Origin of the sequence: Amycolatopsis sp. La24 (assembly GCF_029087445.1) — a bacterium.
GTDB classification, from domain to species: Bacteria; Actinomycetota; Actinomycetes; order Mycobacteriales; family Pseudonocardiaceae; genus Amycolatopsis; species Amycolatopsis nivea.
Genome location: NZ_JARACH010000033.1, coordinates 47,605 through 71,254, shown reverse-complemented (window position 1 = coordinate 71,254; position 23,650 = coordinate 47,605). Strand labels below are relative to the sequence as shown.

The 23,650-nt window shown below is 68.8% G+C and carries 27 protein-coding genes; 8 read left to right on the top strand and 19 right to left on the bottom strand.

The genetic code is table 11. The features are described from left to right. Position 1 precedes the first annotated feature (1 nt). The gene (locus tag PUT80_RS27760; RefSeq protein WP_275293991.1) at positions 2–793 is read right to left on the bottom strand and encodes an Abi-alpha family protein; all 792 of its coding nucleotides are present in this window, start codon (positions 791–793) and stop codon (positions 2–4) included. Positions 794–875: 82 nt separating this feature from the next. Between PUT80_RS27760 and PUT80_RS27755 the strand changes: the two genes are divergently transcribed. Continuing rightward, the gene (locus PUT80_RS27755) at positions 876–1,667 is read left to right on the top strand and encodes a hypothetical protein (RefSeq protein WP_275293990.1); all 792 of its coding nucleotides are present in this window, start codon (positions 876–878) and stop codon (positions 1,665–1,667) included. Here PUT80_RS27755 and PUT80_RS27750 read toward each other — a convergent pair. Genes PUT80_RS27750 through PUT80_RS27740 form a run of 3 tightly spaced genes read right to left on the bottom strand, consistent with a single transcriptional unit; the run spans position 1,639 to position 3,819 of the window. Further along, positions 1,639–2,055 (bottom strand): lipopolysaccharide assembly protein LapA domain-containing protein, encoded by a 417-nt coding sequence (locus tag PUT80_RS27750; protein WP_275293989.1) that lies wholly within the window; start codon positions 2,053–2,055, stop codon positions 1,639–1,641. The two genes, PUT80_RS27755 and PUT80_RS27750, sit on opposite strands and share 29 nt — an antisense overlap. Positions 2,056–2,092: 37 nt before the next feature. Next, positions 2,093–3,223, bottom strand: a complete 1,131-nt coding sequence (locus PUT80_RS27745) for a dipeptidase (RefSeq protein WP_275293988.1) — start codon at positions 3,221–3,223, stop codon at positions 2,093–2,095. Next, positions 3,220–3,819 (bottom strand): alpha/beta hydrolase, encoded by a 600-nt coding sequence (locus PUT80_RS27740; protein WP_275293987.1) that lies wholly within the window; start codon positions 3,817–3,819, stop codon positions 3,220–3,222. Before PUT80_RS27740 ends, PUT80_RS27745 begins: the two co-directional genes overlap by 4 nt. A gap of 84 nt (positions 3,820–3,903) precedes the next feature. Here PUT80_RS27740 and PUT80_RS27735 point away from each other — a divergent pair, with 84 nt between their 5' ends. Then, positions 3,904–4,356, top strand: a complete 453-nt coding sequence (locus tag PUT80_RS27735; protein WP_043827229.1) for a MarR family transcriptional regulator — start codon at positions 3,904–3,906, stop codon at positions 4,354–4,356. 6 nt (positions 4,357–4,362) lie between these two features. Here the strand turns inward: PUT80_RS27735 and PUT80_RS27730 are convergent, their stop codons facing one another. Both PUT80_RS27730 and PUT80_RS27725 read right to left on the bottom strand, forming a co-directional pair. Next, the gene (locus PUT80_RS27730; protein ID WP_275293986.1) at positions 4,363–4,866 is read right to left on the bottom strand and encodes a sigma-70 family RNA polymerase sigma factor; all 504 of its coding nucleotides are present in this window, start codon (positions 4,864–4,866) and stop codon (positions 4,363–4,365) included. A 231-nt stretch (positions 4,867–5,097) separates the two neighbouring features. Continuing rightward, positions 5,098–5,592, bottom strand: a complete 495-nt coding sequence (locus PUT80_RS27725; RefSeq protein WP_275293985.1) for a helix-turn-helix domain-containing protein — start codon at positions 5,590–5,592, stop codon at positions 5,098–5,100. 78 nt (positions 5,593–5,670) lie between these two features. Between PUT80_RS27725 and PUT80_RS27720 the strand changes: the two genes are divergently transcribed. Further along, positions 5,671–6,312, top strand: a complete 642-nt coding sequence (locus PUT80_RS27720) for a dihydrofolate reductase family protein (protein WP_134661925.1) — start codon at positions 5,671–5,673, stop codon at positions 6,310–6,312. Between the two features lie 2 nt (positions 6,313–6,314). On the opposite strand, the gene PUT80_RS27715 is transcribed toward PUT80_RS27720, so the two are convergent. Genes PUT80_RS27715 through PUT80_RS27695 form a run of 5 tightly spaced genes read right to left on the bottom strand, consistent with a single transcriptional unit; the run spans position 6,315 to position 12,289 of the window. Next, on the bottom strand, positions 6,315–7,169 hold the full coding sequence (locus tag PUT80_RS27715) for an amidohydrolase family protein (protein WP_037808033.1): 855 nt from the start codon (positions 7,167–7,169) through the stop codon (positions 6,315–6,317). 13 nt (positions 7,170–7,182) lie between these two features. Beyond that, positions 7,183–8,745: a benzoate-CoA ligase family protein gene (locus PUT80_RS27710; RefSeq protein WP_275293984.1), complete on the bottom strand. Its 1,563-nt coding sequence runs from the start codon at positions 8,743–8,745 to the stop codon at positions 7,183–7,185. Positions 8,746–8,755: 10 nt separating this feature from the next. After that, positions 8,756–10,177 carry a benzoyl-CoA 2,3-epoxidase subunit BoxB gene (gene boxB, locus PUT80_RS27705; RefSeq protein ID WP_037808036.1) on the bottom strand — a complete coding sequence of 474 codons (1,422 nt, stop codon included), beginning with the start codon at positions 10,175–10,177 and terminating at the stop codon, positions 8,756–8,758. A gap of 4 nt (positions 10,178–10,181) precedes the next feature. Next, positions 10,182–11,819: a 2,3-epoxybenzoyl-CoA dihydrolase gene (boxC, locus tag PUT80_RS27700; protein WP_275293983.1), complete on the bottom strand. Its 1,638-nt coding sequence runs from the start codon at positions 11,817–11,819 to the stop codon at positions 10,182–10,184. A 32-nt stretch (positions 11,820–11,851) separates the two neighbouring features. Further along, positions 11,852–12,289, bottom strand: coding sequence for a hypothetical protein (locus PUT80_RS27695; RefSeq protein ID WP_275293982.1), 438 nt, complete (start codon positions 12,287–12,289; stop codon positions 11,852–11,854). Positions 12,290–12,380: 91 nt separating this feature from the next. On the opposite strand from PUT80_RS27695, the gene PUT80_RS27690 reads away from it, so the two are divergent. Then, a complete protein-coding gene (locus PUT80_RS27690) occupies positions 12,381–13,238 on the top strand; it encodes an alpha/beta hydrolase (RefSeq protein ID WP_134728428.1) in 858 nt (285 codons plus the stop codon). Here the strand turns inward: PUT80_RS27690 and PUT80_RS27685 are convergent. Next, entirely contained in the window at positions 13,228–13,989 is a 762-nt protein-coding gene (locus PUT80_RS27685) for a fumarylacetoacetate hydrolase family protein (protein WP_051728617.1), read from the bottom strand. The genes PUT80_RS27690 and PUT80_RS27685 overlap by 11 nt on opposite strands. Then, positions 13,986–14,783 carry a 2-keto-4-pentenoate hydratase gene (locus tag PUT80_RS27680; RefSeq protein ID WP_275293981.1) on the bottom strand — a complete coding sequence of 266 codons (798 nt, stop codon included), beginning with the start codon at positions 14,781–14,783 and terminating at the stop codon, positions 13,986–13,988. Before PUT80_RS27680 ends, PUT80_RS27685 begins: the two co-directional genes overlap by 4 nt. Before the next feature lie 152 nt (positions 14,784–14,935). Between PUT80_RS27680 and PUT80_RS27675 the strand changes: the two genes are divergently transcribed. The 3 genes from PUT80_RS27675 to PUT80_RS27665 are packed head-to-tail and all read left to right on the top strand — an operon-like array spanning position 14,936 to position 16,491. Continuing rightward, complete coding sequence (locus tag PUT80_RS27675) at positions 14,936–15,439, top strand: VOC family protein (RefSeq protein WP_037808045.1); 504 nt, start codon at positions 14,936–14,938, stop codon at positions 15,437–15,439. 42 nt (positions 15,440–15,481) lie between these two features. After that, positions 15,482–16,048, top strand: coding sequence for a hypothetical protein (locus tag PUT80_RS27670; protein WP_275293980.1), 567 nt, complete (start codon positions 15,482–15,484; stop codon positions 16,046–16,048). A gap of 41 nt (positions 16,049–16,089) precedes the next feature. Continuing rightward, on the top strand, positions 16,090–16,491 hold the full coding sequence (locus PUT80_RS27665; RefSeq protein WP_275293979.1) for a CoA-binding protein: 402 nt from the start codon (positions 16,090–16,092) through the stop codon (positions 16,489–16,491). Here the strand turns inward: PUT80_RS27665 and PUT80_RS27660 are convergent. The 5 genes from PUT80_RS27660 to PUT80_RS27640 are packed head-to-tail and all read right to left on the bottom strand — an operon-like array spanning position 16,480 to position 21,034. Further along, complete coding sequence (locus PUT80_RS27660) at positions 16,480–17,022, bottom strand: AAA family ATPase (protein WP_275293978.1); 543 nt, start codon at positions 17,020–17,022, stop codon at positions 16,480–16,482. The genes PUT80_RS27665 and PUT80_RS27660 overlap by 12 nt on opposite strands. Beyond that, positions 17,019–17,687 (bottom strand): response regulator transcription factor, encoded by a 669-nt coding sequence (locus tag PUT80_RS27655; RefSeq protein ID WP_009084133.1) that lies wholly within the window; start codon positions 17,685–17,687, stop codon positions 17,019–17,021. Before PUT80_RS27655 ends, PUT80_RS27660 begins: the two co-directional genes overlap by 4 nt. A gap of 2 nt (positions 17,688–17,689) precedes the next feature. Next, the gene (locus PUT80_RS27650; RefSeq protein WP_037808055.1) at positions 17,690–19,048 is read right to left on the bottom strand and encodes a HAMP domain-containing sensor histidine kinase; all 1,359 of its coding nucleotides are present in this window, start codon (positions 19,046–19,048) and stop codon (positions 17,690–17,692) included. Between the two features lie 59 nt (positions 19,049–19,107). Further along, positions 19,108–19,815 (bottom strand): glutamine amidotransferase, encoded by a 708-nt coding sequence (locus PUT80_RS27645; RefSeq protein ID WP_037808058.1) that lies wholly within the window; start codon positions 19,813–19,815, stop codon positions 19,108–19,110. Then, complete coding sequence (locus PUT80_RS27640) at positions 19,808–21,034, bottom strand: MurT ligase domain-containing protein (RefSeq protein ID WP_037808061.1); 1,227 nt, start codon at positions 21,032–21,034, stop codon at positions 19,808–19,810. Before PUT80_RS27640 ends, PUT80_RS27645 begins: the two co-directional genes overlap by 8 nt. A gap of 242 nt (positions 21,035–21,276) precedes the next feature. On the opposite strand from PUT80_RS27640, the gene PUT80_RS27635 reads away from it, so the two are divergent. Further along, a complete protein-coding gene (locus PUT80_RS27635; RefSeq protein ID WP_081684630.1) occupies positions 21,277–22,056 on the top strand; it encodes an IclR family transcriptional regulator in 780 nt (259 codons plus the stop codon). Between the two features lie 304 nt (positions 22,057–22,360). On the opposite strand, the gene PUT80_RS27630 is transcribed toward PUT80_RS27635, so the two are convergent. Then, positions 22,361–23,638 carry an RNA polymerase sigma factor gene (locus PUT80_RS27630; protein WP_275293977.1) on the bottom strand — a complete coding sequence of 426 codons (1,278 nt, stop codon included), beginning with the start codon at positions 23,636–23,638 and terminating at the stop codon, positions 22,361–22,363. Between the last annotated feature and the right edge of the window lie 12 nt (positions 23,639–23,650).

Here is a 23,650-nt window from a genome sequence, read left to right as displayed (position 1 = left end):
GTCAGCCCAGGCTCGGGTCGCAGGCCTGCCAGAACTGCGCGCCGAGCCGCGAGACATGGATGGTGCGGCGGATGATCTTGATCCGCTTCACCTGCTTCTCCACCTCGCGGACCGACTCGTCGGTCAGCAGGATCTCGTACTGCGTCTCGAGCGAGGGCACCTCCTCGTCCAGTTCGACCAGCCCGAGGCCGATCAGCCGGGTCACGTAGCCGGGCACCTGGTCCGGCAGCGACACCCCGGCCGCCTTGCCGACCGTCGAGGCGTTGCGCAGCACGATCCGGCCGGTGCCGCCGATGGCGCTGCGCTCGGCGACGTCGATCGCGGGGAACGGGGAGCCGTCCGACAGCGCGGAGAGGATGCGCGCCTCGTCCGGCGTGAGCTGGCGGAGAATGATCGCGTACAGGTATTCGCGGGCGCGCTCGCGGCCGAAGCCGATGGAGTGGTTGAGCAGTTCGGCCATCGCCGCGCGCAGCGGTTCGACGTGATCGCGGGCGGGCACCAGCGTCACGGTCGTTTCGACGGCGCGGCTGCCGACGTCGGCCCGGTTCATCGCGGACGCCGCGGTCAGCGCCGCGTGATAGGGATCGTCGACCTCGTCGAGGCGGCGGCGCAGTTCGCTCAGCAGCCCGCGTTCGACCTGCTTGAGGCCGCGTTCGGCGGTGTCGATCCCGGGGAATTTGCGGGTCAGGTCGAAGCCGGTGCGCGCCGCCCATCCGGCGAGCTGGCCTGCCCGGCGGGCCAGGTTGGCCACGTCCTCGGCGGTGCCCCGGCCGTTCGGTCGCTGGTAGTCCACGGGCTGCTCCCCTCACTGTTCGCGCTGATGCTACCTGCGAGTAGGCCGAATGGCCCTGTGATGCCTTGCCGGTGGGTGTTGGATGACGCGCATGACCGCGCCGTGGGGACCGCCGATCGACGTGCTGCCGCTGCTCGTGCGCGAGGAACAGGCGCTGATCGGAGTTCTCTCCGACCTCCGGACGCCTGAGTGGGCCCTGCCCGCGCTGGGCGAATGGACGGTGCACGATCTGACCGCGCACATCCTGGGACTGAAACTCAGGCGGCTCTCGCGGGACCGTGACGGCCACTTCGGCGAGGGGACGTCCTGGGTCTCTGCCTGCCGGCAACTGTCGCCGGAGGTGCTGTTCGCGATGCTCGTGGACAGTACGACGCAGCTGACCGAACTGTGGAAGCACCGCGACCTGGACGAACCAGCCGTGATGCCGACGTGGCTGACGGTCGCTCGCGATTACGCGGAGCAGTGGGTGCTCCAGCAGCAGGTCCGGGAGGCAGTGGAAGCTCCGCTGCTCGACGAGCCGGAGTTCCGGACGCCGGTGGTGGACACGTTGCTGCGTTCGCTGCCGCAGACGTTGCGGGCGGTGCCCGCGCGGGCCGGACGTCAGGTGGCGTGTTCGGTGGAGGGGGCCGGGCGGTGGACGCTCCGTGCTACCGCGGTGGGCTGGACGATCGACCGCGGTGCCGCGACGTCACGGTCTCCGCTCGCGGCTTTGGCGACCGACGCGGACGCGTTGTGGCGGCTGTGCAGCGGGACGTTGCCCGCGGCGGAAGCGGACGCGCGAGTGCAGGTCAGCGGGGATCCCGCGGTGTGCGAGCTCCTGCTGAGCCTGCGGGCTCGAGAGCCCTTCACCGCCGACGCCGCGCCTGCTTCCTGAGCTGCAGGATCCGCGCCCCGCCGATCAGCGCGACCAGCGCCGCGCCCGCGATCGCGGCGAACAGCATCGCCACCGCGAGCGGCATGCTGCCGGACGCGCCGAGGAAGTGGACGGTCGCCGTGTCCAGGTTCTGCAGGATGAACACCAGCAGGAACGCCAGCACGACGATCGCCACGATCACGGCGATCCAGGTGCCGCTGATCCGGGTGGATTTGACCTTGCCCTTGCGGCCCGCGGGTTTCGCGGCGGACGGCCGCGGTCCGGGTTCGGCTCCCGGTGCGGTGCCCGGGGCGGCGTGGTCGAGTGCGCCGGGCACCTCAGTGCCCGGCGCCTCGGGAATTTCCGATTTCGCGGCCTCGTCGGGACCGTCGTTTCGCGCGTGGGACATATCGTGATTGTCCGCCCACTCGCCGTGATGCGCTAATTCAGCGCTTGCCGTCGACCTCGCGCAGCACCCGCAGCGTGTTGCGGCCGGCGAGTTTCGCGCAGTCCTCGTCGCTCCAGCCTCGTTCCATCAGGGCGGCGATGAGCACGGGGTACTTCGACACGTCCTCGAGGCCTTCGGGCAGTTCGCCGACGCCGTCGTAGTCGCCGCCGAGCCCGATGTGGTCGATCCCGGCGACCTCGCGCGCGTGCTCGATGTGCGCGACGACGTCCGCGATCGTCGACTTCGGCTTGGGCGGCGCGTCCCAGGTCTTCGCGAACCGGCCGCGCTGGCCGAGGTCGAGGAATTCCTGCCCGGCGGCGGTCATCGCGTCCCGGAGCTGGTTGTCCCACTCGGTGACCGCGGCGGAGATGAAGGCGGGCACGAAGGTGATCATCGCGACGCCGCCGTTGCCGGGCAGCTGCGCGAGCACGTCGTCGGGGATGTTGCGCGGATGGTCGTTGACCGCGCGGCACGACGAGTGGCTGAAGATCACCGGCGCGCTCGACACCTCGAGCGCGGCGCGCATAGTGCTCGGCGCGACGTGGGAAAGGTCGACCAGCATGCCGATCCGGTTCATCTCGCGCACGACCTCGCGGCCGAACTCGGTGAGCCCGTCGTGCTCGGGTTTGTCGGTCCCGGAATCCGCCCAGGTGGTGTTGAAGTTGTGGGTCAGCGTCATGTAGCGGACGCCGAGCCGGCGCAGAATCCGCAGCACCCCGAGGGATTCGGCGATGCTGTGCCCGCCTTCGGCCCCGAGCAACGACGCGATCCGCCCGTCGGAGAACGCCGCCTCGGCCTCGTCGGCCGTGGTGACCAGCCGCAGCCGCTCGGGGTAGCGCTCGGCGAGCTGGTAGACCACCTCGATCTGTTCCAGCACCGCGGTGACCGCGCTGTCGCCCTTGAACTCGCACGGGACGTACACCGACCAGAACTGCAGGCCCAGCTTGCCTTCGGCGAGTTTGGGGAAGTCGGTGTGCAGCGTCGGCTGCGGCACCGTGAGATCCACGCCGGCCACCGCCTCGACCGGGTTCGGCCCGGCTTTGTCGCGGAGCGCCCATGGCAGGTCGTTGTGTCCGTCGGCGAGGATCGTGGAGGCGAGCAGGTCTTGCGCGCGGGTCAGCTCGGTCATGCCTCGACCCTAGCGAGCCAGGCCTTTGCCGCGCTGATTCCGTCGACGGTCACCTGATGCCCTCCCGGCCAGCGGTGCGTCGTCACGTCCGCATGCCGCTCGCGGAACTGGCGCACGAGTTCGTCGTTGGCGGGCAGCGGAGCCATCGGGTCGTGCTCGCCGTTGGAAAGGAATATGCGAGTTCCGGTGAGATCGAGGCTCGGCAATTCCGGCAACGGAGACATCGACGAGAACAGAATCGCTTCCCGGAGCGCGTCCGGCCGGGTGAGCGCTACCGCCGCCGCGATATTCGCCCCATTCGAAAAGCCGACCGCCACCGCCCTGCCGAACCCGTACTTTTCCCGGGCGTCGTTGAGGAAATCCGCCAGCTCGCCCGCCCGCGCCCGGACGTCCTCGTGATCGAACACGCCCTCCGACAGCCGCCGAAACCACCGCGCCGCCCCGTTTTCCGAAACCGGCCCGGTCGGCGCGAGCGTTGCCGATTCCGGACTCAGTTCGCGCGCCACACTGAGCAAATCGTCTGGACCACCGCCGGTTCCGTGCAGGAGAACAAACACCGGGAGATCCGGGTCGCCCTCGATGTACCGGTGCATCATCGTCGCTCCTCTGTGGACACCGCTTCCTTCATTGTCCAGGGTAACTTCTCGCGCGCAAGATGTATTCCGGGTAGACTCCGGCAGATGACCCCGGATCCGCAGACGGACGACGACGAGATCGTGACGTGGTGGGGCCTCGTGATCGAGGGCTATCTGGCCACACAGAACGCACTGATGGGAGAAATCGCCGACCGGTTCGGCCTGGCCCCCGCGTCGTTCGACATCCTGCTGCGCCTGGTGCGGTCGCCGGAACACCGCATGCCGATGACCCGCCTGGCCACCGAAGCCGCCCTGTCGAGCGGAGGCTTCACCAAGGTGGCGGACCGCTTGGTCGCCGCGGATTTGATCTGCCGCATCCCGAGCCCGGAAGACCGCCGGGTGACGTTCGCTTCCCTGACCGAGCACGGGTTGGAGGTAGCGCTCAAGGCACGAGCCGCGTGCGCGGAAATCTTGCGCCGGATCGTGCTGACGCCGCTGGGTCCTGATGCGGAGGGATTGGCGGAGGCGATGCGGACACTTCGTTCGGTGAACGGGTGAGCCGGGTCATGGATAACTGAAGCCCTCAGCCTCCAGCCGACGACGGAGGACCGTCAAGCAGCGGTGTCGGATCCGGCTCACGCTCGACGGCGAGATGCCCAGTTCGGCGGCCAGCTGGTCGTGTCGTAACTCCGGGTAGTGCGCCAGCAGGAGCAGCATCCGCCGGTGGCGTTCCGGGAACTTCTCCACCGCTCGCCACAGCGCTGCCGCCAGTTCTCCGGCCAAGGTCTTCGCCTCGGGTGACTCCGTTGGTTCGTGCGCGTCCAGGCACGCGTCATCGACCAGTTGCACCCGTGCGCGATTTTCGGCTGCCCGGAGCGCGTGCCGCCGCGCGACGGTCGTCAGCCAACCGGCCAGGCCGTTCGGATCCTGCAAGTCCGGCTGGCGGCTGAGCAATTCCAGCCAGGCCGTTTGGCAAGCGTCGTCCACCTCGGCGCGAAATCCCGGGTTCGCGCCGACGATCCGGTTCATTCTCGTCGACAGACGGCGTACTTCGTCCTCGTTCCGCATTCCTTGCACGGGAACGCTGACGGACCTGGCCGCTCGGCGGATCCGTTTCAGCAGCGCGGATGCCGGATTGAGTGATCAACTTCGTCCGGATGTATCCAGGGGCGGGCACGCGTCTCAGACTCACGAAGACGCCGCGGCAGGTCGACAAATCGATGCACGGCAACGGCGCACATTGCTAGCCCCGCCGAGCCAAAACCGCCACATCTAGCCAGTCGCGCCAAGCCAGCCACGTCAAGACCGCGCGACAGCCTCCGCGTAAGCGGCCGCCAAGCGTTCCGTTGCCGTCGGTCCGTCGCCGTCCGGCCGAGGGATCCCAAGATGCCGCTCCCGCAACTCAGCCATGAACTCTTCCCACAGCGCCGGACCACCAGCCTCAAGCAGTTCCGCTCGCACGCGCAGTTCCGGCGTCGTCGGCCGGTGCCGCAAACCCCAGCTTCCCAGCGCCACCAAAACTGGCACCAGCTGGATCGCCGCTTCGGTCAAGCTGTACGTCGCGCGCTGTCCGCGACCGGCCGAATCGCGGGTGAGCAAACCGGCTTCGGTAAGCGTGCGCAGGCGGTCGGCGAGGATATTCGACGCGATTCCCTCCTCCGACTGCGACTGCAATTGCCGGAAATGCCGCCGGTCGCCGAACATCACGTCGCGCAGGACCAGCAGGCTCCAGCGGTCGCCGACGACCTCGATCGCGGCGTTGATCGGGCACCCCGAGCGCGGGCCGTCCGGCATCGCATACCTCCTCCAAACCACTTGCACTTTACCATCGCCTCCGGCATAGTGCTTGCAAAAGACAAGCAGGGACTATCGATGCTGGTACGCGTCCAGTGCTTCAACGTTTCCGCCGACGGCTACGGCGCCGGTCCGGACCAAACGCTCGAGCAGCCGTTCGGTCATCCGAACCCGGGACCGCTCTTCGCCTGGGCCGGGGCCACCGCCAGCTGGCCGATGCGCGGCGAGCCCGGCGGCACTCGCGGGCTCGACGACTACTTCACCCGGGACATGCACCGCGGTGACGTCGGCGCGGAAATCATGGGACGCAACAAGTTCGGCCCGCACCGCGGCCCGTGGGAGAACCACGACTGGCAGGGCTGGTGGGGCGACGAACCCCCGTTCCGCACCCCGGTCTTCGTCCTCACCCACCACGAACGCCCGTCGATCACCTTGGGCCAGACCACTTTCCACTTCCTCAACACGTCACCGGAGGAAGCACTCGCGCAGGCGAAGAAAGCCGCTGGCGACAAGGACGTGCGCATCGGCGGAGGCGTCAACACGGTGCGCGAATTCCTCGAAGCCGGTCTCATCGACACGCTGCACATCGCCGTCTCGCCGGTCGAACTCGGTTCCGGGGAACGGCTTTGGACCAGCCCGGACGAGCTGACCGACCGCTACCACCTGGAGAAAATTCCCAGCCCCAGCGGAGTCGTGCACCACCTGTTCTGGCGCAAATAGACTCAGCGCAAGCCGGGCATCAGCCGTAACGCGTTGCCGGACAGTACCCCGTCCAGCACCTCCGCGGGCAACCCCAAATCGGCGACCGCGCGGACGTTCACGGCGGTTCCCGGCACCCCCGGCCAATCCGTGCCGAAGATCCATTTCCGGGCCAACCGCACGAGATCGAACCGCGCGTAATATTCCGGCAGTTTCTTCGGCGGCAGCCCGGCGAGGTCGAGCCACACGTTCGGCCTCGCCTGGGCCATGAACGCCGCCACGTCGTACCACCAGCCCCGGCCGCCGTGCGCGAACACGAAGTTCACCGACGGGAAGTCTTCGACCACATCGGACAGCAGCGAAGGATCCCCATAGCTGGCACGGGATCCGGGAAACACCGACAGTCCGGAGTGGAGGATCACCGGCACCCCGCGTTCGGCGCACAAGGCGTAAACCGGGTACAGCTCCTTGTCCGCCGGGGAAAACGCGCCGTGCACCGGGTGGATCTTCAACGCCACCGCACCCAGCGCGAGCTGCCGTTCCACCTCGTCGACCAGCGGATGGTGCAGATGCGGGTTCACGTTGGCCACCAAGCGAAATCGCTCGGGGTTGTATGCGACCAACGGTAGATTGTCTTCAATCGCCTGGATCCCGGTAGCCCGCGGACTGTATTCGCAAAACAGCAGCACGCGGTCGACGCCCTCCTGCGCCATGAGGTCGTCCATCGCCGCGGGGATCACCGCGCCGTCCGCGTCGTACACCGTGCGCCACGGGTACTCGCCGGCGAAGTCGCGCGCCCAGTCCAGCCACGCGGGTTTGAGCGTGGGCAGCCGCGGGGTGTGCACGTGGGCGTCCACCACGAAATGCTCGTCGATCATGCCGGCCAGTCGATCACAATTGCGGCTGCGGCACGAGCAGCGACTCGCGCACCATTTCGCGGATCACGTTCCGCCGGATCTTCCCGGTCGCGGTCTTCGGCAGTTCGGCCATCTCGACCACTCCGCGCGGCCGCTTGAACGCCGCCAAGCCCTCCCGGCAAAACTCGATCAGCTCCTCAGCATCCACAGTGGACGAGGGGGCGGCGACGACGCAGGCCACCGGTTTGTCCAATCCGTCCTCGTCCGGCGCGGCGACCACCGCTACCTCGGCAACCGCCGGATGTTGCAGCAGTCGTTCCTCCACTTCGGACGGAGACACCCAAATCCCGCCCGCCTTCAGCATGTCCCCAAACCTGCCGAGACACGTATACGTGCCATCCGAGTTGCGCACGTAGCTGTCCCCGGTCCGCAGCCACGGACCCTGGAAAACCTGTTTCGTAGTTTCGTATCGCGCCCAATACCCGGTCGCGATGGACGGGCCGGACACGAACAGCTCGCCCGGCCGTCCCGCTTCCGAAATCACCGCGCCCTGCTCGTCCCGGAGCTCGACGGAGTATCCCGGCACCGCCACCCCGGTGCTGCCCGGCCGCACCGCACCCGGCTGGTTGGACAGGAAAATGTGCAACGCCTCGGTCGACCCGATCCCGTCCAGAATCTCGACCCCGAACCGCTCGCGGAACCGGGTGAACAGCGCCGACGGCAACGGCTCCCCAGCCGAAACCGCGTACCGCACCGAGGAGAACGAGTCGTCCGGCACGTCGCTGGCCAACAGTGCCGCATAGAACGTCGGCACTCCGAAGAACAACGTCGGACGGTCCGCCCGCGCCCGCGCGGCGATGACCCCCGGCGTCGGACGGGCCGGTTCCAGCAGCGTCGTCCCTCCACAAGAGAGCGGGAAGAACGCCGAATTCCCGAGACCGTATGCAAAGAACAACTTAGGCACCGACAAGAACCGGTCCGAAGAGGACACTCCCAGCACCTGCGCGGCGTAAGTCGAGCACACCGCGCGGATGCTCCCGTGCCGGTGCATCGCACCCTTCGGCTTGCCGGTCGTGCCCGAGGTGTACAGCCACAGCGCGGGCGAATCCTCCCAGGTCGGCGAGGCCACGACGTCGTCCGTCGGGGTCAGCGGCCAACGGTGCGTTCGCACCCCGGCGGGAAATTCCGCCGGATCCGCCCGGTCGAGCACGACGTCGGTCACCTCGGGCGCACCGGTCAGCGCACCCGCCGCCTGCGCGGAAAACTCCCCGGACACGCACAGCACCCGCGCCCGCGAATCGGCGAGCACCTGGCCCAGTTCCAGCCCGGTGACCATAGTGGACACCGGCACCGCGACCGCGCCGACGAGCATCGCGCCGAGGATCCCGCTCAGCAGTTCGACGTCGTCGACCATGCAGAACATGACCCGCTCTTCCGGACGCACGCCGAGCGCGCGCAGCCCGGAAGCGACCCGGTGGGTCTCGGCGGCGAGTTCGCCGTAGCTGAGCGTGCGCCGCGGCGAGACGACCGCGAGCGCGTCCGGACGGCCTTGGCCGAGCAGGTACTCCGCGGCGTTGAAGTTCGCGGGAACCGTCATCGGTGCCCCCTCAGGTGAGGTACACGTACTCGTAGTCGAAAGGTTTGCCGTTGATGCCCTGCCTCGGCGGCGCGACCCAGCTGGCGATCTTCCCGCGCTCGTACACCGGGTGCATGAGCGACCGGACGAACGTCAGGTCCTCGGCCGTCGGCAGCCACTTGTGCCGCGCTGCCTCCCACGTCGCCTCGTCGACGATGCTGCCGTCCGGAGTGACGTGGTGGCCGGAGTTTATGCCCACCTCGCGGTTGAAACCAGGGTGCGGCAACGCGAACCGGAAGTCGATGCCGGCGTCGCCGAGGATCTTGTTCCACCGGTTGACCCCGGTCTGGCAGTCCGCGGTGTACTCGCCGCGCAGGTCGAGATTGAGCAGCAGGATGGCCTGCAATTCCTCGGACGTCCAGGTCCCGTCGTCGCGCGGACGCTCCAGCAGCCGGCTGTCCTCGGTGAGTTTGTGGTCGTCCTTGCGCCGCGTCTCCTGCCAGCGGCCCTTGAGTCCTGCGGTGTAGTAGTTCGCCGCGTTCGTCGACGTTTCACTGCCGAACAGGTCGAGCGACACGGTGTAGTGGAAGTTCAGGTACCGCTGGATCACGTCCAGCGGGATCCCGCCGTGCGACGCGATGTCGTACGTGTCGTGCTCGCGGATGAGCTCGGCGCTGCGCTGCACCACCCGGTCGACGCCGGTGGTGCCCACCATCATGTGGTGCGCCTCCTCCTTGAGCATGAACTCGCAGGTGCGCGACAGCGGGTCGAACGAGCTTTCCTTCAACGTGCCGAGCTGGTATTTCCCATCGCGGTCGGTGAAGTACGTGAACATGTAGAACGCGAGCCAGTCGGCCGTTTCCTCGTTGAACGCGCCGAGGATGCGCGGCGCGTCCGGACTGCCGGAGTTGCGCAGCAGCAGCCCCTCCGCCTCGTCGCGGCCTTCGCGGCCGAAGTACGCGTGCAGCAGGTACACCATCGCCCAGAGGTGCCGCCCCTCTTCCACATTCACCTGGAAGAGATTGCGCAGGTCGTACAGCGACGGCGCGGTGAGTCCGAGCAGTCGCTGTTGCTCGACCGACGCCGGCTCGGTGTCGCCCTGGATCACGATCAGCCGCTGCAGGTCGGCCCGGTACTCGCCGGGCACCTGCTGCCACACCGGTTCTCCGGCGTGCTCGCCGAATCCGATCCGCCGGTCCGGTTCCCGTTCGGCGAGGAAGATGCCCCAGCGGTAATCCGGGACGTTGACGTGGTCGAAGTGCGCCCAGCCGTCGCGGCCGACGCTCACCGCGGTGCGCAGGTAGACGCCCTCGGTTTCCAGCGTGGGACCCATCTCGCCCCACCAGTTCATGAACTTCGGCTGCCAGCCCTCCAGCGCGCGCTGGAGCCTGCGGTCGTCGGCGAGCTGGACGTTGTTCGGGATTTTGGCGTCGTAGTCGATCTTTTCGGGCATCGGTTCAGACCCGCTTCCTGTCGAAGACCGCCTTCTGGCCGGTGCCGTACCGGCGCAGCGCGCCGTCGGGCCCGGAGGCGTTCGGTCGGGTGAAGATCCAGTTCTGCCAGGCGGTCAGCCGCCCGAAGATCTTGGTTTCGATCGTTTCCGGGCCGACGAACCGGTGGTTCGCCTCCATCCCGGTGAGCGCGTCGGGCGACAGCGAGGCGCGGCCTTCCAGCGCGATCCGGATCTCGTCCTCCCAGTCGAGGTCGTCCGGCGCGTCGGTGACCAGGCCGAGTTCGACGGCTTCGGCGGCGCTCAGCGCACGGTCGCGTTCGCGGGCCAGCCACGTCAGGTGGTCGTCGTCGCCGTAGAACCGCGACTGGAGCCTGGACAGTCCGTTGCCCATCGGGAACACGCCGAAGTTGGCTTCCGACAAGGTGATCGACGCGCGTTCCGGCGAGTCCTCGTCGTCGATCGGCGGCCCGTCCAGCAGGTACTGCCGGTCCGCCGCGAAGGCCAGTTCGAGCAGGCTGCCCGCGAAGCAGCTGCCCGGTTCGATCAACGCGATCAAGGTGCGGCTGGTGACGTCCAGCCGCTTCAGCGTGCGCTTGAAGTAGTGCAGGATTTCGTTGCTCAGCCAGTCTTTCCCGCTGAGCACGACCTCCTCGTGCGCGAGCACCTGATCCGGGGCGCCTTCGGTGCGCAGCACCCAGGTGCCGAGTTCCGGTTCGTTCGTGCGCAGCCGCAGGATCGCGTCGTCCAGTTCGCGGGTCAGCCGCAGCAGCCAGCCGTCGAGCGCCGGTTCCCCGTCCGGGCCGAGCACGGTGAGCGTGACCAGCGAGTTCGGCCGGTCGTACGCGATCCGGACGTGCCGGTACTCGATGCCGTCGTCGGTCACCGACGGCTCCAGCGGGGCCAGTTCGATCCCCTGCTCAGCGGGCAGCCGGTCGGATTCGGCGGCCAGTTCGTGCGCCCGCGACAGCACCTTCTCGCGGAACCCGACGCGCGGCACCAGCTCGTCCACCAGCCGCCAGTCGACCGCGGTCTTGCCCTTCACCCCGTCCGGCCGCGTCGCGAACACGTCCGCGAGATCCCGGCGGACGCGCCGTTTGTCGACCACGCGGGTGAGCCCGCCGGTGCCGGGCAGCACGCCGAGCAGCGGCACCTCGGGCAACGCGACAGTGGACGAGTTGTCGTCGACCAGCAGGATCTTTTCGCAGGCCAGCGCGATCTCGTAGCCGCCGCCGGCGCAGCTGCCGTTCACCGCCGCGACGTAGGTCTGGCCGGAGAACTCGGTGGCGTCCTCGATGCCGTTGCGGGTCTCGTTGGTGAACTTGCAGAAGTTCACCTTCCACTCGTGCGGCGACGCGGCGAGCATCCGGATATTGGCCCCGGCGCAGAACACCTTGTCCTTGGCGCTCGTCACGATCACCGCGCGGACCTGCGGATGTTCGAACCGCAGCCGCTGCGTCGCGTCGTAGAACTCGATGTCGACGCCGAGGTCGTACGAGTTGAGCTTCAGCTCGTACCCGGGCACGAGGCCGCCCTGTTCGTCGACGTCCATCTCCAGCCAGGCGACCTCGCCGTCGACGGTCAGCCGCCAGTGCCGGTAAGTGTCCGGATGCCGCTCGAACGTGACAGGTGTGGTGGTGGTCACGCCCTCGATTGTCTACATGGTTTCAACGAACGTCAATGTTGTGTAGACATTTGCCCGGCAACGCTCACCCGGTTGAGCCGCATGGCTGCCCAGCACACGAATACCCACAACGCGAACGCCGCGAACGTGTCGGTGAAGATCGTCGCGAACCAGAACGCCGGGACCTGCGGTACGCCGACCAGGAAATGCCCCGCGCTCGCCAGCCCGGACAGTGAGTAGACCAGCAGAAACGCCAGCGAACGCCAGTACCGGCCCTGCCGGTAGGCGCGATAGCCGAGCACGCCGAACGCGGTGAAGACCACCCAGCTGATCGCCACCACGACCTGCGTGACCGGCACGCTGATGCCCGGCACCTGCGGGTAGTCCGCCGCGCGCACGACGTTGTGGGTGTAGTGCAGGACCGTGCTGGCCAGGGTGAACGCCAGGATCAGCCGCAGCGGGCCGAGCCCCTTCTCGCGCAGAACGTCCATGCCGCTCGCCCCCTTGCGATTTGATAGATCGCTCTAGCGGGAGCGTACCCGGACGGCGGCGACCGGCCAAGCCGTGCGCGAAACTGGAGCCATGACCGAGCAGACCATCGAGGCCGACGGCATCACCCTGTGCCACGAATCCTTCGGCGATCCGGACGCGCCGCCGTTGCTGCTGGTGATGGGCCTCGCCGCGCCGATGATCTGGTGGGACGACGAGTTCTGCGCCCAGCTCGCCGAGGCCGGTTTCCACGTGCACCGGTTCGACAACCGCGACGTCGGGCGTTCGCAGTGGTGGACCGGCCGGGCCAGCCTGCCGCTCGCGTACTTCCTGCGGTCCGCGCCGTACTCCCTCGGCGACCTGGCCGACGACGCGGGCAAACTGCTCGACGCACTCGGCATCGAACGCGCGCACGTCGTCGGCACGTCGATGGGCGGGATGATCGCGCAGGAGTTCGCGATCCGGCATCCACAGCGCGTCCGGACGCTGACCTCGATCATGTCGACCACCGGCGCGCGGACCGTCGGCCTGCCCAGCCCGCGGGCCGCGCTCGCGATGCTGGCTCCGGGGCCGCGCACGCGCGAGGACTACGTGACGCAGCTGGTGCGCACGTCAAAGCTGATCGGCTCGCGCGAGTACCTGTTCGACGAGGACCATTTCCGCCAGCGCGCGGAACGCACGTACGACCGCGGCCTCAACCCGGCCGGCGTGTTCCGGCAGCTCGCCGCGATCCTGTCCTCCCGCGATCGGACCGCCGATCTGCGCCGGCTTTCCGTGCCGTCCCTGGTGATTCACGGTACGGCCGACCCGCTCGTGCACGTGTCCGGCGGCCGCGCGACGGCCCGCGCGCTGGGCGCGGACCTCGACCTCATCCCAGGAATGGGACACGACCTGCCGCGCGAGGTGTGGCCGCGAGTGATCGCCGGGATCAAACGGCTCGCTACCCGCTGATCGTCACCGAGCCCAGGTTCGAGAAGTGCGCGGCGACGCGGGAGCCGGGGCGCAGTTCGACGGCGTCGGTCATCCCGCCGGTGAGCACGAGCCAGCCTGCCTCCAGCGCCAATCCGCGTGCGGCCAGCGAATTCGCCGCCAGCGCCAACGCCTCGGCCGGGTGCCCCTGCACGGCGGCGCCGGTCGCGGTGTCGACGATCTGACCGTCCACTTCCAGCAGCGCGGCCTCTAGCGAAAGGTCCAAAGAGGACGGTGGACGGCCGACCGAGCCGAGCCCGAACAGCGCCGACGAACCGTTGTCCGCGACGACGTCCGGCAGCGTGAAACGGTAGTCGCGATAACGGCTGTCGATGATCTCGATTCCGCCGTACACCTGGGAAACCGCGGCGAGCGCAGTGGCCGCGGTGACGCCAGGACCGGCGAGCCGCTCACCGAGCACGAACACCAGTTCCGGTTCCGCGCGCGGGTGGATGAGCTGCGGCGTCGGCGCGCCCGCGGGCAGCACCATCGCGTCGGTCAGCCACGCGAGCAGGGGTTCTTCGACGCCCATCCGCTGCTGCTTCGCGCGCGACGTGAGCCCGAGCTTCACTCCGATCAGCGTCTCGCCGCGTTCCTGACGCAGCCGCAGAGCCTCGTCCTGGATCGCGTACGCCGTGGCGAGGTCGAGGTCTGCCCAGGTGTCGGTGAGCTGCGCGCCTTCGTCCGTCCGGTTGAGCAAATCCTGCGCTGCGGCAACGATTTCGGCGGTCACTTGTCCTCCTCCGGCGCGAACACCGCGGTCACACTGCCCAGTCCGGCCATGGTCGCCACGACGGTGTCGCCGGGGCGGACGGTCTGCGCGGCGGTCATCGAACCGGGCAGCACGACGTGGCCGGGCTCCAGCGTCACGCCGAGCGGGCCGACTGTGTTGGCCAGCCAGACCAAGGCGTTGATCGGCGAACCCAGCACCGCACCGCCCGCGCCGGTGGCCGCGAGCTGGCCGTTGACGTGCAGCGTGCAGCCGGCGAGCCGCAGGTCGACGTCGCGCAGGTTGGTCGGGCTGCTGCCGAGGATGACGCCGCCGGACGACGCGTTGTCCGCGACGGTGTCGAAGATCGAGATTTTCCAGTCGCGGACCCGCGAGTCGACGATCTCCAGCGACGGAAGCACGAAGTCGACCGCGCGGACGGCGTCTGCGACGGTCACGCCCGGACCGCACAGCGGCGCGCCGAGCACGAACGCGATCTCCGGTTCGATGCGCGGCTGCAGGAACCGCGTCGTCGGGATCGGCTGGTGTTCGAGCAGGAACATCGAGCTGGTGAGGTGCCCGAAGTCGGGCTGGTTCACACCCATCTGGCGCTGCATCGCCGCGGAGGCGAGGCCGACCTTGTGGCCGCGCACCACGTCGCCCGCCGCCACCCACGCGCGGACTTGCTCCTGTTGCACGCGGTAGGCGTCTTCGACGGTCGCGTCGGGGAAGGTCTTCACGAGCGGATCGATCGGCTCGCGTCGCTCGTACGCGCTTGTCAGCAGCGCGACGGCGTCCTGCAGCTCAGCGGGTTCCACGGGTCGGACTTTGCCTGACCGCGCCGTCTCAGCCAACCCGGCCGTTCCATTCACCGGTACGAGCCACTTCTCTCGCTCGCTAATCTCTTGCGAGCGAGAGTTTGTCGGCGTACTGTACTTCGTGTTGGCTCCCAGAGAGGACGTGACCCGCGATGGCACCCACCGAGACCGAAGTCGCCCAGCTCGCGCAGACCCGCGACCGGCTGCGGGAGCAGCATTTGCACCCGGCGGAGGAACGTCCGGCGACCGTCGGCCGCGGCATCCACCACACCGCGCTGCTGTCCAGCGACGTCGAGCGGACGATCACCTTCTACCAGGACATTCTCGGCTTCCCGCTCACCGAACTCATCGAAAACCGCGACTACCCGGGGTCGAGCCACTTCTTCTTCGACGTCGGCAACGGCAACGCGGTCGCGTTCTTCGACCTGCCCGGCCTCGACCTCGGTCCGTACGCGGAGGTGCTCGGCGGCCTGCACCACCTGGCCCTGTCGCTCACGCCGGAAGCGTGGGCGGGCGCGCGCTCCCGGCTCGACGCCGCCGGCGTCAAGTACCAGGAAGAAAGCGGCACCTCGATCTACTTCGCCGACCCGGACGGCGCCCGGATCGAGCTGATCGCGGACGACCTCGGCGAGATGTACGGGTCGAAGATCGGCTGAACCACTGGACTCGGTGCGCCGCCGGGTTCAGAGTGTGGGCCCATGGGCGACTGGGCGGCTTCGCGGCAGAAAGCACGGCTCGACCGGCGGGAAGCGATCGACAAGCTGATCGCGCGGGTCCGTTTCGAGGTGCGGCTGCACCTGGCGGAACCGACCGCGATCAGCCGGTACGACGAACTCGCCGAGGTTTTCGCCCTCGGCCACAGCGAGTGTGCCGCGCTGCTGGCGCACCGGCGGTTGCTGCCGTGGTGGGAGCGACGGCTGCTCACACGGTTCGCGCGTCGGCTGCACGGCCGCGCGATCGTGGGCAGTGTCGCGGACGTGCCCGTGGGCGAGCCGGTCGCTGGTGCTTTTCGCGCGGAGATCAGCCGTCTCCTTCCGGACGCGGGTGATACCGGTGCCCGCTATGACCTGCAAGGACGCGGTCTGCTGACCGTCTTTCGGCTAGCGCTCGGCGCCCGCGGTGAAGTGTGGCCGGACCGGAACGAAGTCGCGTCCACTGTCGCGCGCAATGTTTTGGCCTGCAGCTCCGCGTTCCTGCGGCGGTCGCCGTGGCACGTGCTGTGGCCGGTGTATCGCGTCCGCGGGCTGCGGCTGTGGCGGTTGTGACGCAGCGGAATCGTTCGCTGGGTCGGGATGTTGAGGAGAGTATGAAGCCTGAAGAGATCCTCGCTGGTGCGCGCACGATAGCTGTGGTCGGCCTGAGCCGTGACCCGGGCAAGGCCGCGCACGGCGTACCGGCTTCGCTGCAAGCGCACGGTTTCCGGATCATCCCGGTGCATCCGTCGGCGACTGAACTGCTCGGGGAGAAGGCTTACCGGTCGCTGGAGGAGATTCCGGAGCCGGTGGATCTGGTGGACGTGTTCCGCCCGGCAGAGGAAGCACCGGACATCGCCCGTTCCGCGGTGGCGATCGGGGCTAAGGCGTTGTGGCTGCAGCAGGGGATCGTGTCGGCGGAGGCGCGGAAGATCGCTTCGGAGGCCGGGCTGGAGTATGTCGAGGACCGGTGCACTGCCGTGGTACGGGCGGTGGCGGGGATTTCACTGAATTAACCTGGCGAACGCTTGGGAACGCCCTGGTTTCGCGATGAAGTTCGCGATTGTTTGTGCGCATTCTTTTGGACTGTGCACTGACGTGTCGCATTCGAGGTCATAACCGCCGTGGGCGTGCACGATCGGATACTGCCGCTCCGCCAGACCGGCGGGACGGTCGCCTCGTGCCTGCTCGCGCCGTTTTAGTTCTGGCAGCGGGCAATGCACACCCACGAAGGTAACTTCCTGTTCCCGCAACACTTCCAGACAGTCGGCAAGCCAGTGCGGCCGGAGTACGTGGTCGGCGATCACGCCGTTACCCGCCGCCGCGAGCCCGGCCAGCATGCGGTGGTAGCCGCGCACTGTCCGTTCGAAAACCGCATCGAACTCCGGCGTACCGAATTCGGGGGTCCGCGTCCGCGACCGCATGCTGTTGACCGCGTCTCGGGGCAGGTAGAAATAGGGACCCGGCAGCAAATCCAGCAGTTCCGCCGCGATGCTCGACTTGCCGGAACTGGACGCGCCGTTGAGGAAAATGACGTGCCCGCTCATCCGACGAGCCGGTAGCCCACCCCGCGCACCGTCTCGATCGTCCGCGTCCCGAACGGCGCGTCGATCTTCCGCCGCAAATACCCCACATAAACCTCGACCACGTTCTCGTCCCCCTCGTAATGCGCGTCCCAAACGTGGCCGAGGATCTCGTTCTTCGTCAACGCCGCGCCCTGTCGCCGCAGCAGAAACTCCAGCAACCCGAACTCCCGCGCGGTCAGCTCGATCCGCGTCTCTCCCCTGTGGACAGTGCGCGCAGCCGGGTCGAGCTGCAGATCACCAGCGGTCAACACCGCCGGGCGAGCCGGTGCGCCCCGGCGGAGCAACGCCCGGAGACGAGCCAGCAAAACGACGAACGAGAACGGTTTCGAGAGATAATCGTCCGCGCCGAGGTCGAAAGCGTCGGCCTCGTCGTATTCGCCGTCCTTCGCCGTGAGCATCAGCACCGGCGTCCAATTCTCCGCTGCCCGCAAGCGTTTCAGCACTTCGTAGCCGGAAAGCTCGGGAAGCATGATGTCGAGCACCACGGCGTCGTAATCGTGCTCCATCGCCGACCAGAGCCCGTCCCGGCCGGTGTGCGCCACGTTCACCGTGAACCCCTCGGCGACCAGGCCGCGGCGAAGGGTTTCGGCGAACTCCAGCTCGTCCTCCACGATCAGCAACCGCATGCTCAGTCCTCCTCGATCCGGGGCAGTTCGATGCTCGGCAGTTCGATCACGAAATGCGCGCCCGGGTAACTCGGGTCGGCGACGTCGACGTACCGCGCGCGGCCGCCGTGCCGGGCCGCGATGCCGGCCACGATCGAAAGGCCCAGTCCGGTCCCGCCGCGCCGCCGCGAAGCGTCCAGCCGCACGAACCGCTCGAACACCCGCTCCCGGTCGCCCTCGGCGACGCCCGGGCCGTCGTCGCTCACCTCCACGACGACCATCTCATCTTGCACCGAACTCGCAATCCGGATCCGCTCGCGCGCGTGCCCGCATGCGTTGTCGACGAGGTTGCGTACGGCGCGACGCAACTGCGCCTCACTGCCACGCACCTTCGCCGGTCCCGCGCGCACTTCGATTTCGACAGCCGCTTCGCCGCGTACGCGTTCAGCTTCCGCACGAACGATGTCGTCCAGATCGACTTCGGTACGCGCGGGCCGGTCGGTGGCGTCGTCGGTGCGCGCGAGCATCAGGAGGTCGTCGACCAGCTCTCGCAGGCGCGCGGTCTCGCGGGTAATCACCGGCACCAATTCGTCGGTGGTCTCCGGGTGCTGGTTTGAAACGTCGAGCGCGGTGCTGATGGTCGACAGCGGCGAGCGCAGCTCGTGACTCGCGTCGGCGACGAAGCGGCGTTGCGCGGCCTGCGCGGACCCAAGCCGCTCAAGCATCTCGTTGAGCGTGACAGCGAGCCGGTGCACCTCGTCGCCACCAGGCGGCAGCGGTACGCGCAACGCGAGGTCACGCGTCGAAATCTCGGCGACAGTGCGCCGCATCCGCTCCACTGGGCGCAGCGCAGAGCCGACAGAGCGGTACACCGCGAAGCCAGCGATACCGAGCAGCGGCAGCGAGATCAGCCCTAGCAACAGCGTAAGCCGAGCTGAGGCTTCCGTGACCGGCTCAAGCGACCGTGCGGAGATGACGGTGAACGGTCCGCCCGGCCCGTTGACGCCTTCCGAAACCAAGCGGTAGTCGCTGCCGTCGCCGTCTAAGCCGAGCGGCAGCGTCTCGACGGTCTCCTGTCCCGGAGCCGGGCGCGCGGCGGTGATGGCCGGACGGCCGACAATCGCCGGGTCGCTCGCGATAGGGGTGCTTCGCGGCCCGAGGACCTGCGTCACGGCTTCAGTGTCCCCAGTGCTCGCGACGTCGCTCGGGGACAGGTCTCGCGCGCCCGCGCGCACGAGTTGGACAGCAACCTGCCGAGCGGTACTTCGCGCGCTCTCGGTGACGCTTCGGTCGAGGGACTGTTGCAGCAACAGCACCACGACGACGCACGCGGTCGCGATGGCCAACGCGAGCGCGAGCACGGCAACCCCGGTTGTCCGCATCCGGACACCTGCGGCAGCGAGAAGTCTCACGCACGCAGCGTAACGAGCGCGAAGGGACGTCATCGGGCGCGGCGTGCGGCCAGCCGTTCCGAGCGCAGCGTGTCCACCTCAGTCAGGTCCAACGGCTTCAGCGCATGGCCGAGCACCCACGACAACAGCAGGTCAGCCAGCTCGGGATTGCGCGCCAGCGCCGGGCCGTGGAGGTAGGTGCCGAGCACGTGATCGGTGACCGCGCCCTCGGTGCCGTCGCCGTTGCCCGTGCCCCGGACGACGCGGCCCAGCGGTGCGCTGCCCGGGCCGAGCACACTCGCGCCCTGATGGTTCTCGAAGCCGGTCAACGGCGTCTCGAGCAGGTTCGGTTCGACGATCAGCTCAGCCACCGCACGCTGCTCCGCCGGCTCGGTGACGAGGTCGAGCAGCCCCAGCCCAGCGTGTTCGATGCCGTCGACGCCGCGGAAACGCTTGCCGAGAATCTGCAGACCCGCGCACACCCCGAACACCGGGCGTCCCGCATTCGCCGCGCTGCGCAGCCCCGCCGAGTTGCGCAGGAAGTCCGCGGCCAGCACCTGCGCCATGTCCTCGCCGCCGCCGAGCAGATAGAGGTCCAAAGTGGACGGTACCTCGGAGTCCAGCGAAACCGGCACCACCTCGGCGTCGTAACCGCGCCACTGCAAGCGTTTGCAGAGCACCTGTGCGTTGCCGGAATCGCCGTAGGTCCCCAGCACCTCGGGGAGCAAAAGGCCGATGCCGACGGTCGAATCAGACATCGGGCAACCGGTCCACCAGGTCGCGGAAGGCGGTGTAGTTCGCGACGAGTTCGACCCCGCCCGGCGGCAGCGTGTCGATCGCGCTGACCGGATCCGGGGCCGACCAATGCGGCACCTCGGCGTAGCAAAGCCGCACCGCGAGGTCCGCCGACCGCTCGCCGGCCACGACGACCTGACGGCCGCGCAGCCGCTCGAAGTGCACGTCCCAGAGCCACGACAGGTCGCGGCCGTCCGCCTCGTGTGCGTTGACCGCGACGACGACCGGAGTGTCCTCGTCGAGCACGCGCAACGTTTCGGCCCAGCCAGCCGGATTTTTCGCAAGCATGAGCCGAACCGAATGCCGGGTGCGGCGAATCGTGCGGTAGCGGCCGCCGATGTCGGTGATTGTGCGCAGCCGCGCCGCGGCGGTGTGCGGCGGCACGCCTACGCAGTGCGCGGCGGCGAGCGCGAGAGCGGCGTTCGCCCGGTTTGCCTCGCCGGGCAGCCGCAGGTCGAGGTCGACTTGCCGGCCGCCGGGCGTGTGGACCAGGTCGCCGTCGAGGGTCCAGGTCGGCTCCGGGCGAGCGAAAGCGCACACCGCGCAACGCCATTCGCGATCGGTGTGCGTGATCGCGCCGCCGCAGCGCGGACAGGAGACGGAATCGCCCGACCAGCGCCGTCCGGTGCCGACCCACACCGGGCGCGCCGCCGCGGCGGCCGCCGACGTGACCAGCACGTCGTCGCAGTTCGCGACCACGACCGTGCGCGACAGACCGGCGAAGGCGGCGCGGAGATCGCGCTCCATCATCCGGACTTCGCCGACGCGGTCGAGCTGGTCACGGCTGAGGTTGAGCAGCACGAGCGCCGCGGGCTGCACCTGTTCGGCCACCCACGGAACGTAGGTTTCGTCCACCTCCAGCACCGCGTACGGCGCGTCCGGACTGGCGGCGAGCGCGGCCACCAGACCGTCGGGCATGTTCGCGCCGTCGCCATTGTGCGCGACTTCGGCGAGGGCTTCGAGCGCGCGGGTCAGCATCAGCGACGTGGTGGTTTTGCCGTTCGTGCCGGTGACGATCACGACCGTGCGGTCGCGGCCGAGCCTGCGCAACGCCTTGGGGTCGAGCCGCAGCGTGACGCGGCCGCCGATCACCCCGCCGCGGCCCAGCCGGGCGGTACGGGAAAACCACGCGGTCAGCCGCCCGGCGGCGACCGACGCCCGGGTGCGCAGACGTGTGGACATCACCCAAACCGTGCGGCACGGGCGCTGTGATTTTCCTGAGAGGGTGACTCCAGTCTCCGTTACCCTTTGTAAGCACTCTTACCGATCGGAGGTTGAACCATTCGGCGCAACCTTGACCTTGCACAATGACAGAGTTCGGTCAAGATCTTCCGTCCATACATCGGAGGTGTTAGCGTCCAACCCCGCTTGATGGCACCACGCACCGGTGACCGGGAACGCAGAGCGACAGGCGGAGGGCGAACGTGGACGCAGCAGCACGCGGGCTGGACCAAAGCGGCACCCTGGAGCGCGGGCTGGCGGTGCTCGAACACGTCGGGCAGCACCAGGAAATTTCCACGAACGCGCTCGCCCGGCAACTGGGTTTGTCCCGCAGCGCCGCCTACCGGATCGTCGGCACGCTGAAGCGGCTGGAGTACCTGGAGGCGGACACCGTCACCGGCCGCGTGCGGCTCGGCACCCGGCTGGTCGAACTGGGCGCCCGCGCGATGGCGGCGACCGACCTGCACCGCTGCGCGCCGCGGTATCTCACCGCGCTGGCCGAGCGGTCCGGGGAGACGACGTACCTCGCGGTGCCGGACAACGACGCGATGGTCTACGTCGCGACCGAACGCAGCGCCAGTGCGGTCACGCTGTCCTGCCGCCTCGGCACTCGACGGCCGCAGCACGCGACGTCGCTGGGCAAGGCCTGGCTGGCCGCGTTGCCGGAGGCCGACCGGGTGGAGCGCGTGCGCCGGATGAAGCTGGACAGCCTCACCCTCAAGACCATCAACGACCCGGTCCGGTTGCTGGACGAACTGGCGCGCACCCGGCGGCGTGGCTGGGCCGTCGACGACCTGGAGAACGAGCCCGACGTCGGCTGCGTCGCGGCGGCCGTACGGGACCACTCGGGCCGTCCGATCGCGGCGATCAGCGTCGCCGGGCCGGCTCCCCGGGTGATGCGCCGGGCGGACGAGCTGGGCGCGACGGTCGCCGGGACCGCGGCCGCGTTGTCGATGCGGCTGGGGTACGTCCGGAACCGCTGAGGCTTTCGGTTTTAGCCGCGGAGACCGGCTAGTCGCGGATCCTCGCGGCGGCAGTACGAGTCGTCTCATTTCCATCGGAGCTGAGACGTCGGATGAGCGCCCCGGACGGCCGAGGCATGCCGCCTTTCACCGGATCGGGTCGGGCGGCCGGTTTCCGTCTTCGCTACCTGCGGAAACAGGTTATCCACAGGCGTGTCGACTTGTGGACAACCCTGGGGATGGCTGGTGGCGACGGCGGGAATTGTCGGCGTGGTGGTGGACCGTTGCGGGCATGTCGATCACTGCCGCACCGCACGGTGCCCCGCTACCTCGTTCCCGCTTCCAGCTTGCTGCACGACTCGGCCCGTCCCAGCAGCAGCACGCGCTCCCGTTCGTTGCCGGTCATCTTCGCCGCGCGCTCGAACTCGGCGCGCGCCTCCTCCCGGCGGCCCAGTTTGTACAGAAAATCGCCGCGCACGCTCGGCAGCAGGTGGTAGTTCTTCAGCGCGGGCTCAGTCAGCAATTTGTCCACCAGCGCGAGCCCGGCTTCCGGCCCCTCGGCCATCGAGACCGCGACGGCCCGGTTCAGCTCGATCACCGGAGACGGCGTGAGCTGCGCAAGGCCCGCGTACAGGGCCGCGATCCGCGCCCAGTCGGTCTCTTCCGGCGCGACCGCGACGGCGTGGCACGCGGCGATCGCGGCCTGCGCGGAATACGGCCCGTACGTGCCGTCCGCGAGCCGTTCGGACCGGGCCAGCGCGGTGAGGCCGCGCTGGATCAGCAGGCGGTCCCAGCGGCTGCGGTCCTGGTCCATCAGCAGCACCGGTTCGCCGTTCGGGCCGGTGCGCGCCGCCGAGCGCGACGCCTGGATTTCCATCAGCGCGACCAGTCCGTGCACTTCCGGTTCGCCGGGCATCAGTCCGGCCAGCACCCGGCCGAGCCGCAACGCGTCCTCGCACAGCGCGGGCCGCATCCAGTCGTCGCCGCGCGTGGCGGAGTAGCCCTCGTTGAAGATCAGGTAGATCACTTCGAGCACGGCCGGTACCCGCGCCACGCGTTCGTCGCCGACCGGCGTTTCGAACGGCACCTTGGCCTCGGCGAGCGTCTTCTTCGCCCGCACGATGCGTTGCGCGACAGTGGATTCCTTCACCAGGAACGCGCGGGCGATCTCGTCGGTGCTGAGCCCGCCGAGCATGCGCAGCGTGAGCGCCACCCGCGCCTGGGTGGACAGCACCGGATGGCACGCGGTGAACACCAGCCGCAGCAGGTCGTCCTCGATCTGCTCGTCGTCGAGCACGGCGTCGAAGTCCGGCAGCACGCCCTCGCCGAGCTGTTCGGCTTCCCGGCCGATCTCGTCCAGCTTGCGGCCGAGGGTTTCGTTCCGCCGGAACAGGTCGACGGCCCGCCGCTTCGCGATCGTCATCAGCCAGGCGCCCGGGTTGCGCGGCACCCCGGTTTCCGGCCACTGCTCGAGCGCGGCGACGAGCGCGTCCTGCGCCAGCTCCTCGGCGAGGCCCACGTCGCGGGTCATCCGCGCGAGACCGGCGATCACCCTCGCCGACTCGATCCGCCAAACGGCCTCTACCGCACTTCGCGTGTCCACCGGCCCATCAGA